At 68.8% G+C, this 11,940-nt stretch carries 11 protein-coding genes; 6 read left to right on the forward strand and 5 right to left on the reverse strand.

Going from position 1 to position 11,940, the window contains the following annotated elements:
* The first annotated feature begins 518 nt into the window (after positions 1-518).
* Positions 519-1,316: an SDR family NAD(P)-dependent oxidoreductase gene (locus C8P69_RS21195; RefSeq protein ID WP_108179452.1), complete on the forward strand. Its 798-nt coding sequence runs from the start codon at positions 519-521 to the stop codon at positions 1,314-1,316.
* Positions 1,317-1,319: 3 nt separating this feature from the next.
* Here C8P69_RS21195 and C8P69_RS21200 read toward each other — a convergent pair whose 3' ends face one another.
* Positions 1,320-2,234 carry a hydrogen peroxide-inducible genes activator gene (locus C8P69_RS21200; protein ID WP_108179453.1) on the reverse strand — a complete coding sequence of 305 codons (915 nt, stop codon included), beginning with the start codon at positions 2,232-2,234 and terminating at the stop codon, positions 1,320-1,322.
* A 112-nt stretch (positions 2,235-2,346) separates the two neighbouring features.
* Here C8P69_RS21200 and katG point away from each other — a divergent pair, with 112 nt between their 5' ends.
* Positions 2,347-4,515, forward strand: coding sequence for a catalase/peroxidase HPI (gene katG, locus C8P69_RS21205; protein ID WP_108179454.1), 2,169 nt, complete (start codon positions 2,347-2,349; stop codon positions 4,513-4,515).
* A 102-nt stretch (positions 4,516-4,617) separates the two neighbouring features.
* Here the strand turns inward: katG and C8P69_RS21210 are convergent, their stop codons facing one another.
* Entirely contained in the window at positions 4,618-5,706 is a 1,089-nt protein-coding gene (locus C8P69_RS21210) for a TRAP transporter substrate-binding protein (RefSeq protein WP_108179455.1), read from the reverse strand.
* A gap of 150 nt (positions 5,707-5,856) precedes the next feature.
* Positions 5,857-5,982: a hypothetical protein gene (locus C8P69_RS24485; RefSeq protein ID WP_281260082.1), complete on the reverse strand. Its 126-nt coding sequence runs from the start codon at positions 5,980-5,982 to the stop codon at positions 5,857-5,859.
* Positions 5,983-6,212: 230 nt separating this feature from the next.
* Here C8P69_RS24485 and C8P69_RS21215 point away from each other — a divergent pair, with 230 nt between their 5' ends.
* From C8P69_RS21215 to C8P69_RS21230, 4 genes are all read left to right on the forward strand, one after another.
* Positions 6,213-6,767 carry a hypothetical protein gene (locus tag C8P69_RS21215; RefSeq protein ID WP_146167408.1) on the forward strand — a complete coding sequence of 185 codons (555 nt, stop codon included), beginning with the start codon at positions 6,213-6,215 and terminating at the stop codon, positions 6,765-6,767.
* A 118-nt stretch (positions 6,768-6,885) separates the two neighbouring features.
* A complete protein-coding gene (locus C8P69_RS21220) occupies positions 6,886-7,896 on the forward strand; it encodes a Bug family tripartite tricarboxylate transporter substrate binding protein (protein ID WP_245902172.1) in 1,011 nt (336 codons plus the stop codon).
* A gap of 38 nt (positions 7,897-7,934) precedes the next feature.
* Entirely contained in the window at positions 7,935-8,774 is an 840-nt protein-coding gene (locus C8P69_RS21225) for a sugar phosphate isomerase/epimerase family protein (RefSeq protein ID WP_108179457.1), read from the forward strand.
* Positions 8,771-9,490 (forward strand): TetR/AcrR family transcriptional regulator, encoded by a 720-nt coding sequence (locus tag C8P69_RS21230; protein ID WP_108179458.1) that lies wholly within the window; start codon positions 8,771-8,773, stop codon positions 9,488-9,490. Before C8P69_RS21225 ends, C8P69_RS21230 begins: the two co-directional genes overlap by 4 nt.
* A gap of 230 nt (positions 9,491-9,720) precedes the next feature.
* Here the strand turns inward: C8P69_RS21230 and C8P69_RS21235 are convergent, their stop codons facing one another.
* Together C8P69_RS21235 and C8P69_RS21240 are read right to left on the reverse strand one after the other, a co-directional pair.
* Complete coding sequence (locus C8P69_RS21235; RefSeq protein WP_108179459.1) at positions 9,721-10,587, reverse strand: sugar phosphate isomerase/epimerase family protein; 867 nt, start codon at positions 10,585-10,587, stop codon at positions 9,721-9,723.
* 148 nt (positions 10,588-10,735) lie between these two features.
* Positions 10,736-11,920, reverse strand: coding sequence for a dihydrodipicolinate synthase family protein (locus tag C8P69_RS21240; protein WP_108179460.1), 1,185 nt, complete (start codon positions 11,918-11,920; stop codon positions 10,736-10,738).
* Between the last annotated feature and the right edge of the window lie 20 nt (positions 11,921-11,940).

Genomic DNA, 11,940 nt, shown 5'->3' on the forward strand with positions numbered 1-11,940 from the left:
GAAGTCTCGTCATCGACCAGTCCGAAGACCGGTCCGCAAGAACTCCGCCGCCTACGTTTCTCTTTCCCATATTCAATTGTCAAAGAACCGGAACCGCAAAGGGCTCCCACCCAAAAGGGCGACTGAAGCTCCTCTTTCGACCGGGGCCGAAAGCGTCATGCACGGGGTGCTGACCGAGGATTTCAGGTGACTTGGGGCCGGCCGGTGGTCGGCGGCGCCGCGTCGAGGAGGCGGCTTATAGGAGAACCCGCTTTCGGGTGTCAACAGGGTGTCGCAAAAAATTCGCGGCGGCGTACGTCACGCCTCCACGGTCATGCCCTGCAGGGGCTCCGCGAATCCAGGAGCCACGTGCACTTGTCGCATCGCGCGCCCTGACTTGTCCACAGCGCCAGACGGCGGTGGACGGTTCCGCCGTGGCGGGGAAGGGGAGGCATAGCTCACCCGGATGGCCGCATGGCCGTGAGGCCGCCGACATGATGAGAATGATGCCAGCCCGCTCGTCGATGGAATGAACCTTCATGACCGCTGCCGCTCCTTCATCCTCCCCCCGCGTCGCCCTCGTCACCGGCGCCGCCCAGGGCATCGGTCACGCCGCCGCGGCCCGCTTTCTTGGCGAAGGCTGGTCGGTGGCCCTGCTGGACTGGAAGACCGACGTGCTGGAGGCGGCCGCTGCCGCCTTCCGCCAGCCGGAGAGGGTCCTGGCGCTTCCCAAGGATGTCTCGCAGCCCGCCGACGTCGCCGCGGCGGTCGAGGCGGTGCGGGCCCGCTTCGGCCGGCTCGATGCGCTCGTCAACAATGCGGGCATCGCCCATTTCGGCCCGCTGATGGACACGCCGCTGGAGGCCTGGAACGAGGTCATGGCCGTGAACCTCACCGGTCCCTTCATCATGACCAAGGCCGCCGTGCCGCTGATGCGCGAGACCGGCGGCGCCATTGTCAACATCACGTCCATTTCCGGGCTCCGCGCTTCGACGCTGCGGGTCGCCTATGGCACGTCGAAGGCGGCGCTCGCCCATCTCACCAAGCAGATGGCGGTGGAACTTGCGAGCTACGGCATCCGTGTGAATGCCGTGGCGCCTGGTCCGGTCGACACGGCCATGGCCAAGAAGGTGCATTCGCCGGAGATCCGCGCCGATTACCACGACGCCATCCCGCTCAACCGCTATGGCCTCCCCGAGGAGCTCGCCGACGCCATCGTCTATCTCTGCTCGCCTGGCGCCAGCTACATCACCGGCCAGACGCTGGCCGTCGATGGCGGCTTCGACGCCACCGGCATCGGTCTGCCGACGCTGCGCCGCGACCAGAAGAACGGCTGAGCCTCAGGCGGCGCTCGCCCGCAGGTCTGCGAGCTGCATGGCCGCACCCCTCACCGTGTCGGCGATGGCCTGAAGCTGGCGGTCCAGCGGGCTGCTGGAGCGCCAGACCATGCCGATCGTGCGGGAGGGCCGCGGCTCCTCGAACCGCGCCACGGCCACGGCCGCCGAGCGCGTCTCGACCGGCACGGCCATGTCCGGGATCAGCGTCACGCCGAAGCCGGCGCTCACCATATGGACGAGGGTGGAGAGCGACGAGCCGTCGAGGATCTCCCGCGGCCGTGCCGTCATGGCGCAGAAGGCGAGGGCCTGGTCGCGGAAGCAATGGCCCTCCTCGAGCAGCAGCAGCCGCATCGTGCCGAGGGCCTCGCCGCTGGGAACGGGCAGGTCCGCCTCGGCCGCGGGCCTCACCAGCACGAAGTCCTCGCGGAACAGGGCGACCTCGGTCAGCGCCGGTTCGGAGACGGGGAGGGCGACGATGGCCGCGTCGAGCCGTCCCTCCGTCAGGTCGGCGATGAGCCGCGGCGTCTGGGTCTCCCGCACCCGGAGGTCGAGCCCGGCATGATGCCGGTCGAGCGCGCTGACGATGGAGGGCAGGAGATAGGGTGCGACCGTCGGGATGACACCGAGCCGGAACCGCCCGACCAGCCCCGACCGCGAGGCGCGGGCGAGGTCCGCCAGTTCGTCCACGGAGCGCAGGATGAGGCGCGCGCGCTGCGCCAGGTCCTCCCCCAGCGCCGTCAGCCGCACCTGCCGCGCCGAGCGTTCGACCAGCGCCACGCCGAGGCTCTCCTCCAGCTCGCGCACCTGCATGGAGAGCGCCGGCTGCGAGATGGAACACGCCTCCGCCGCCCGCCCGAAATGCCCCTCGCGGGCGAGCGCCTCGAAATAACGCAGCTGTTTCAGTGTCAGATTCGTCATCAGGTCATCTTATCGTCACGATCAGATAATTCGACTTATTCTAATCGGAACTCTCCTCTAGAAGAAGCGTTCTCGCGCCCCTCCCGGGGCCTCGGCACGATGGAGCAGGATCATGGACGGACTGGACACGGGAATGGGCAAATGCCCGGTCATGCATGGCTCGAACACCATGGAGAAGGCGGCCGTCACCGCCTGGTGGCCGAACACCCTGAACCTCGACATCCTCCACCAGCACGACACCAAGTCGAACCCGCTCGCCGGCTTCAACTACCGGGCCGCCGTGCGCTCGCTGGACGTGGCTGCCCTGCGCGCCGACATGAAGGCGCTGTTCCGTGACAGCCAGTCCTGGTGGCCGGCCGACTGGGGTCACTACGGCGGCCTGATGATCCGCCTCGCCTGGCACGCCGCGGGCTCCTACCGCCTCGCCGATGGCCGCGGTGGCGGCGGCACCGGCAACATCCGCTTCGCCCCGCTCAATTCCTGGCCGGACAACACCTCGCTCGACAAGGCGCGCCGCCTGCTGTGGCCGCTGAAGAAGAAGTACGGCAACAAGATCTCCTGGGCCGACCTCATCATCCTCTCCGGCACGCTCGCCTATGAGGACATGGGCCTGAAGATCTTCGGCTTCTCCTTCGGCCGCGAGGACATCTGGCACCCCGAGAAGGACGTCTACTGGGGCGCCGAGAAGGAGTGGCTGGCGCCCTCCGACACGCGCTACGAGGACGTCTCCAAGCCGGAGACCATGGAGAACCCGCTCGCCGCGGTGCAGATGGGTCTCATCTACGTCAATCCGCAGGGCGTGAACGGCCAGCCCGATCCGCTGAAGACGGCGCTGCATGTGCGCGAGACCTTCGCCCGCATGGCGATGAACGACGAGGAGACCGCAGCCCTCACCGCCGGCGGCCACACCGTTGGCAAGGCCCACGGCAATGGCCGCGCCGAGGCGCTCGGCCCGGAGCCGGAGGCCGCGGGAATCGAGAACCAGGGCTTCGGCTGGATGAACCCCAACCAGCACGGCAAGGCCAGCGAGGCCGTGACCTCCGGCATCGAGGGCGCCTGGACCACCAATCCCACCGTCTTCGACATGGGCTATTTCGAGCTGCTCTTCGGCTATGACTGGGAGCTCGCCAAGAGCCCCGCCGGCGCCTGGCAGTGGCAGCCCGTCGGCATCAAGCCCGAGCACATGCCAGTCGATGCCTCGGACCCCTCGGTCCGCCGCATGCCGATTATGACCGATGCCGACATGGCCATGAAGCTGGACCCGACCTACCGGGCCATCTGCGAGAAGTTCATGGCCAACCCGGCCTACTTCCAGGACACCTTCGCCCGCGCCTGGTTCAAGCTGACCCACCGCGATCTCGGCCCGAAGATCCGCTACATCGGCCCCGACGCGCCGACCGAAGACCTGATCTGGCAGGACCCGGTCCCCGTCGGTCCGAAGAACTGGGACATCGGCGCGGTGAAGGCGAAGATTGCCGCGAGCGGCCTGTCGACCGCCGACCTCGTCGCCACCGCCTGGGACAGCGCGCGCACCTATCGCGGCTCGGACATGCGCGGCGGCGCCAACGGCGCCCGCATCCGCCTCGCGCCCCAGAAGGACTGGGAGGGCAACGAGCCCGCCCGTCTCGCCAAGGTGCTGGCCGTGCTGGAGCCCATCGCCCGTGAGGCCGGCGCCAGCATCGCCGACGTCATCGTCCTCGCCGGCAATGTCGGCGTCGAGACGGCGGCGAAGGCGGCAGGCGTCGCGATCGAGGTGCCCTTCGCCCCCGGCCGCGGCGATGCCACGGCCGAGCAGACGGACGCCGACTCCTTCAAGGTGCTGGAGCCGATCCATGACGGCTTCCGCAACTGGGTGAAGAAGGACTATGTCGTCACCCCCGAGGAGCTTCTCCTCGACCGCGCCCAGCTCATGGGCCTGACCGGTCCGGAGATGACCGTGCTGGTCGGCGGCCTGCGCGCCATCGGCGCCAACCATGGCGGCGCCAAGCATGGCGTCTTCACCGACCGCCCGGGCGCGCTGACGACCGACTTCTTCGTCAACCTGACGGACATGGCCTATAGCTGGGTGCCCACGGGCAAGAACAGCTACGAGATCCGTGACCGCAAGACCGGCGCGGCGAAGTGGACGGCCACCCGCGTCGACCTCGTCTTTGGCTCGAACTCGATCCTGCGCGCCTATGCCGAGGTCTATGCCCAGGATGACGCGCACGAGAAGTTCGTCGCGGACTTCGTCGCCGCCTGGACCAAGGTCATGAACGCGGACCGTTTCGACCTCGCCTGAGGTTGACACCGGGGTGGAGGCGGCCCGCCTCCATCCGCGCAGACAGCGAAGCGCCGGTCCCGCGAGGGACCGGCGCTTTTGTTTGGGCGGAAGGGTAGGGGCTCAGCCGCGCTGGCGCAGCCGCAGCATCATCGTGTCGAAGGAGTACTCGGCGACCTGCCACCACAGGTATTCCTCGTTCCGGAACGCCCGCTGGTGCTCGTAGATGCGCTTGAAGTCGGCATTGCTGGCCGAGAGCTCGGCATAGATCTCGTTGGCCGCCTTGAAGGCCGCATCGAGGATCTCGGTGCTGAAGGGGCGGAGCTGCGCGCCGGCCGCCACGAGACGCCGCAGCGCCGCCGGGTTGCGGGCGTCATAGATGGCGGTCATGTCCATGTTGTTGGCCGCCGCCGCATTGTTGAAGATCTGCTGGTAGGACTTCGGCAGCGCGTTCCACTTGTCCTGGCCGATCCAGTAGTGGACCGTCGGCGCGCCTTCCCAGAAGCCGGGATAATAGTAGTAGGGGGCGACCCGGACGAAGGCGAGCTTCTCGTCGTCATAGGGCCCGACCCATTCCGCCGCGTCGATGACGCCGCGCTCCAGCGAGGAATAGGTGTCGCCGCCGGGGATCTGCTGCGGCACGACGCCGAGCTTGGCCATGACCTGTCCGGCGAGGCCGGCGATGCGGAACTTCAGCCCCTTGAGGTCGTCGAGCGTGCGGACCTCCTTGCGGAACCAGCCGCCCATCTGGGTGCCGGTATTGCCGCCGGGCACGGTGTGGACGTTGTACTTCTTGACGTAGTCGTTGATCAGCTGCTGGCCGCCGCCCTGGTAGAGCCAGGCGTTGCGCTGGCGCACGTTCATGATGAAGGGCACGTCGGCCATCAGCGCCAGGACCGGGTCCTTGCCGACAAAATAGTAGCCGGGTGACTGGCACATCTCGATCGTGCCGGCGGAGACCGCGTCCAGCGTCTGGAAGGCGCCGACGATCTCGCCCGCGGCGAAGCACTGGATCTTGAAGCGCCCGTCGGTCGCCTCGGCGATCTGCTTCGTCATCGTGTCGAGCGGCCCGTAGAGCGCGTCGAGCGATTTGGGGAACGAGGAGGCGCAGCGCCAGCTGACCTCCGGCAGGGTCTGGGCGATGGCAGGGGCGGCAACCGCTGCCGCCACGGCGCCGGTCGCGCCGGCCGCCATGAATGTTCGACGCTTCATCCTGGTCTCCTCCTGGTCCGTCCGCGTCTGTGAACCGCGCGGATCGTGGGTTACCCCTGGAGGACAGGCTAGGACGGTTCGCCGCGCTGTCGCCCTGCCATTCGCGAATGGAGGACATGCGCCGGGCGGAAGGCCGCCCGGCCTTCCGCATCAGGCTGACAGGACGCTGATCGTCGCGGCAATCGTGATGATGCCGGCGACGCCGACCAGGGCGAGGCGGGCGACATTGCCCGGAAGGCGGCGAAGGCGTTGGATACGGGTCATGCGCTGAACCATGGCGACCTCCTTTGGCGTCGGAACGGGGCCTCAGATGGGAAAGCCCCTGCAGAGTGCAAGGCTTTGGCCCATCGACACCAATGCGGCACGGGCGCGCAGGTTCCCGCCAGTTTTCATCGCATTTGAATGAATGTTTTCACGGCCCGTCATGAGGCTGCCGATATGGTCCGTCGCGGGTGACGAGAACCGGCCGCAGAAGCGCCGGTTCGCTTCTGACGAGGGGACCGATCGTGTCGCGTGGCGCTTTTCGCACTGCCGTGATGGCCGTTGCCGGGCTGGTGCTTGTGCTGCTGGCGCCGGGACCTGCCACGTCCACGCCCGGTGAGCGGCGCTACCGTCACCACGACTGGACCATCCGGGCCTTCGAGAATGTCTGGACGCGCCGCTTCGAGGGCGTCGCCGTGGCCCCGGCCTTCGCCGAGGCCAAGGGAGGCCGCAATGGCGAGGTGCTGATCCTCTGCGCCGCCGGCCGCCCCCGCCTCGGCATTCGCTGGCCGCAGCGCCTCGAAGAGCAGCACCAGAGCCGCCAGCGCTTCTCGCTGCGCCTCGACGCCGGCATTGCCGAAACCCACGAGTTCGAGCCGAGCAACGGCTCCATCGTCGGCCACGCCAATGGCGGCTACTACATCTCCGCCAATGACGGCCTCTTCTTCCGCGCCTCCCGCTCCGAGGAGCTCTTCATCGCGGTGGCCGGCGCGGAGCAGGACGAGTTGCGCGCTCGCCTCCAGGGCTTTGCCGCGGCCGCCTTCGACATGACGGCGATCTGCGCCGGGCGCCTGCCGTAAGGCCTGCACGGCGCCCGCTCCGCGCCTCGCCGGCGCGGCCTATGCACTCACCGGTTACATACTTGATTGACGCTCTCCGAGGGGCTGTCTATCGTCCGGGTCAAGAAGCGCGGTCACCGTGCCCATTGTCCTGGAGGAAGCTGTGATTTCAAGGAGATGCGCCCTCGCAGCGCTGCTCGCCGCCGTCTCGCCCGTGGCCGTCGTTCCGGCCTTCGGACAGGCCTTCCCGTCGCGCCCGATCACCATGGTCGTGCCCTTCGCACCGGGCGGTCCGACCGACATCGTCGCCCGCATCGTCGCCGAGCGCATGAGCCAGACCCTCGGCCAGCAGGTGGTGGTCGAGAACGTCGCCGGTGCCGCCGGCACCACGGGGGCCAACCGCGTCGCGCGCGCCGATGCCGATGGCCACACGATCCTCATGGGCCCGATGAGCACCATGAGCTTCTCGCCGGCGCTCTATCCGAACCTCGCCTTCAACGTGCTGACCGATTTCGAGCCGGTCGGCATCGCCGCCTCGGCGCCGATCATGCTGGTCGCCAACAAGAGCCTGCCCTCGGGCTCGCTGGCCGAGTTCTCGGCCCATCTCAAGGCCAACGCCGCCTCGATCAACAACGGCAATGCCGGCGTCGGCTCGACCTCGCACCTTGCCTGCACGCTGCTCAACCGGCGCATCGGCGCGAACCCCACCTCGGTGCCCTATCGCGGCACGGGGCCTGCCCTGCAGGACCTCGTCGCCGGCAATGTCGGCTATCTCTGCGACCAGGTGACGAGCCTGATGGGCCAGGTCCAGGCGGGAGCGGTGCAGCCCATCGCCGTGCTGGCGCCGACCCGCTCGCCCGTCCTGCCCAACGTGCCGACCGCGAAGGAAGCGGGCATGGAGGGCGTCGACATGGTGGTGTGGAACGCCATCTTCGCGCCCAAGGGCACACCGGCGCCGGTCATCGCCGCCCTCAATGCCGCGCTGCGCCGGGCCATCGACGATCCGGCCGCGACCGCGCGGTTCCTGCAGCTCGGCGCCGAAGCCCCGGTCGAGGCCGACCGCACGCCCGAGGCGCTGCGCCGCGTCCATGCGGCCGATGTCGCCAAGTGGGGCGAGGTCATCCGCGCCGCCGAGATCCGCGTCCAGTAGGACGCGACTCTCCGCCCGGCCGAGCCAGGAACGAACCGATGCGCCTCTCCCTCTGCAACGAGGTGCTCGCGCCCTTGGACCTCGCCCGGCAATGCGCCTTCGCCCGGGCCGTCGGCTATGACGGCCTGGAGATCGCGCCCTTCACGCTGGGCGAGGAGCCACATCGCCTGTCGGCCACGGCCATCGCCGAGGCGCGGCGGACGGTCGAGGATCACGGCCTCGCCGTCACCGGGCTCCACTGGCTTCTGGTGGCGCCGCCCGGCCTCTCCATCGTTTCGCCCGATGCAGGGCTGCGCAGCCGGACCCGCGACGTCATCCTCGGCCTTCTCGATCTCGCCGCGGGTCTCGGCGCGCGCATTCTCGTCCATGGCTCGCCCGCCCAGCGCCGCCCGGCGACCGGGGAGGGGACGGATGTCGCCTTCGGACGCGCCCGCGACCTCTTTGCCAGCCTCACGGAGGAGATCGCCGCGCGCGGCCTCATCTATTGCATCGAGCCGCTGGCCCCGCCCGACAATGTCTTCATCGAGACGGTCGCGGAGGCCGTGCGGCTGGTCGAGGCCGTCGGCCATCCCGCCTTCCGCACCATGATCGACACCTCCGCCGCCTCCGCCCGCGAGGCTGAGCCGGTGGCCGATCTCATCCGCCGCTGGATGCCGACCGGCCACATCGCCCATGTCCAGCTGAACGATGCCAACCGCCGCGGCCCCGGCGAGGGGCGCGACCGCTTCGCCCCCGTTCTGCGGGCGCTGCGCGAGACAGGCTATGGCGGCGACATCGCCATCGAGCCCTTCATCTACGAGCCGGACGGACCGGCCTGCGCCGCGCGCGCCGCCGGCTATGTGCGTGGCCTCCTCGAGGCGCTGGACGCCGAAACATGACGGACCCGGCGCGTCATGCCAGTGTCGGCATCGAGGCGAATCGCGGCCCCTCGGCCGCAGGGGGCGACACGGGCGTGACGGAGGCGGTGCAGAAGACGGTGCGCAAGCGCGACAGCGCCGGCACGCGCGCGCGCATCCTCAACGTCGCCACCCGGGAATTCGCCAACCGCGGCTATGAGGGCGCGCGGACGGATGACATCGCGGATCGCGCGCGCATCAACAAGCGCATGATCTACCACTACTTCTCCTCGAAGGAGCTGCTCTATCTGGCGGTCCTCGAGGCGGCCTATGAGCGCGCCCGCTCGGCCGAGCAGAAGCTCGATCTCGACACGCTGGAGCCCATCGAGGCGCTCACCCGCTTCACCGAGTTCACCTTCGACAGCTTCGTGCGCGACCGCACCTTCATCAATCTGCTCGCCACCGAGAACCGCCAGCGCGCCAAGGTGCTGAAGAAGTCGGCTCGGGTGAACATGATGAACTCGCCGGTGATCGACGCCATCGCGCGCATCATCACCCGTGGCCATGCCGAGGGCACCATTCGCGACGGGCTCGACGCCCGCCAGCTCTGGGTGACCATCATCGGCATCTGCTACTTCTTCTTCTCCAACGTCTACACGCTGTCGGTGATCTTCGATGCCGATATGGAGAGCCCGGAGCACATCGCCGAGCGCCGCGCCCACGTGGTGGAGTTCGTCGTCAGGGGCGTGAAGGCCTGAGGGGACAAAACTGCGAGGGGCGTTTTGTGGCCCCTCACCCTTCCCTCTCCCCGCAAGCGGGGAGAGGGGGCACCAGCGTCCCGTTTCAGCAGACATCCGTTATGCCTGGCAGGGCTGTATCCGAGAGGGCGCGACGTCGACGTCACCCTCTCCCCGCTTGCGGGGAGAGGGAAGGGTGAGGGGCTTTTCCTCAAGGCCTGACGGTCAGGCTGTCGGGCGCCCCGGGCCTCTCACACCACGCTTTTGTGCCGCTCGATGCAGGTCGCCAGGACCTCGTCCATCGGCCGCGTCCACCAGTCCAGCGCCGAGAAGATCTCGACCTCGGAGAAACCGCTGAAACCCTCGGCCTCCACGGCCTCACGAATCTTTTTCAGCTCGATCACCCCATCGCCCATCATACCGCGGTCGGTGAGCAGGTCGCGCGTCGGCACCAGCCAGTCGCAGACGTGATAGGCAAGCAGCCGCTCCCGTCCCGCACGGCGGATGGCGTTGAACAGGTTCGGGTCCCACCAGATGTGATAGACGTCGGCGGCGACGCCGAGTGCGCCCGAGCGCGTCGGGTCGAGCCGGTCGCAGATGTCGAGCGCCTGGTCGAGCGTGTTCACGCAGGCCCGGTCCGCCGCATACATCGGGTGCAGCGGCTCGATGGCGAGCGGCATCCGCGCGCCTCGCGCATAGTCCAGAAGCTCGCCGATGCCATCCTCGACCTGCGCGCGCGCCGCGCCGAGATCATGCGAGACGGCCGAGCCCGGGCGCGAGTACTGCGGCAGCCCGCCGACGACCAGCACGAGGCAGGCGGCGCCCAGCGTTGCCGCCTCATCGACGGCGCGCCGGTTGTCGTCACGCGCCTCCTGCCTCTTCGAGGCATCGGCCGGGAACATGCCACCGCGGCAATAGCCGGAGAGCTTCAGGCCGTGGGTGCGCACGGCCTTTGCCGCGGCGTCGAGCCCGACCGTCGCCACCTGGTCACGCCAGGGCGAGATGGCCTGGATGCTGTGGCGCACGCAGCCCTCGATGATGGCGAGGAGATCGCCCTGCTGGCGCACCGTCGCGGTGTTGATGGAGAGGAGCGAATGGTCGGCGGAGAAATCGCGCATGAACGCACCGGTGGTCAGGCCGCATCCCCTGCCGCGTCATGCCCGGGCTCGTCCCGGGCATCCACGACTGGAACACCGCGCCGAAGGAATTCGGGGATGCCCGGGACGAGCCCGGGCATGACGGGGAGGTCAGTGCCTGCCGGCAGCCTCACGCCACGCCGCGCGTCGCCATGACCGCCGCCATCCGCGCCGCGGCGCGCTCGGGATCCCTGAGGATGCCCGCTGCATCGGCGAGGCGGAAGAGCTCGGCGAGATGCTGCGTCGAGCGCGTGCTCTCCTGACCGCCGACCATGGTGAAGTGGTCCTGGTGGCCGTTGAGATAGGCCACGAACACCACGCCCGTCTTGTAGAAGCGCGTCGGCGCCTTGAAGATGTGCCGCGACAGCGGAACGGTCGGCGCGAAGATGTCGTGGAAGGTGGCGAGATCGCCCTTCGCCAGCGCCGAGAGCGCGCCCGCCGCGGCCGGTGCGATGGCGTCGAAGATGCCGAGCAGGGCGTGGGAATAGCCCTGGTCGTCGCCGGCGATCAGCTCCGCATAATTGAAGTCGTCGCCCGTATACATCTTCACCGAGGGCGCGAGCCGACGCCGCATGGCGATCTCCTTGTCCTTGTCGAGAAGGGAGATCTTCACGCCGTCGACCTTGGCGGCGTTGCGGTTGATGACGTCCACCGCCGTGTCCATGGCGGCGTCGAGATCGGCCGTGCCCCAATAGCCGGCGAGCGCCGGGTCGAACATGTCACCGAGCCAGTGGATGATCACCGGCTGCGCCGCCTGCGACAGGATGCGGTCATAGACCTTGCCATAGTCGTCCGGCCCCTTGGCGACGCGGGCGAGCGCCCGCGAGGCCATGAGGATGATGCGCCCGCCGAGCGCCTCGATGGCCTCGAACTGCATCTCGTAGGCCGCGATCACCTCGTCGAGGCTGCGCACGGAGGCAGGGTCGAGATGGTCGGTGCCGGCGCCCGAGAACACCACGGCGCCGGGCGTCGCCTTGGCCTGCCGCACCGAGCGGCCGATCAGCTCCAGCGCGCCGGCCCAGTCGAGGCCCATGCCGCGCTGCGCCGTGTCCATCGCCTCCGCCACCCCGAGGCCGAGGCCCCAGAGATAATCGCGATAGGCCATGGTCCGGTCCCAGTCGATGGCATTGGTGAGCCAGGGATCGTTGTCGGCGAGCGGGTTCGCCACCATGTGGGCGGCGGCCAGCGCCACGCGGTTGAGTGGGCCGGTCACCTTTTCCGGGAACTGGCGGGGCACCGAGAGCCGATAGGTCTCGATCGCGCCGCCGGCGGTCGGCAGCCGCACGCTGGCGGAAAGCTTGGTCTTGTCGAGCATCGGTCCTGCTCCCTCACATC

Source organism: Phreatobacter oligotrophus (assembly GCF_003046185.1).
GTDB lineage: Bacteria > Pseudomonadota > Alphaproteobacteria > Rhizobiales > Phreatobacteraceae > Phreatobacter > Phreatobacter oligotrophus.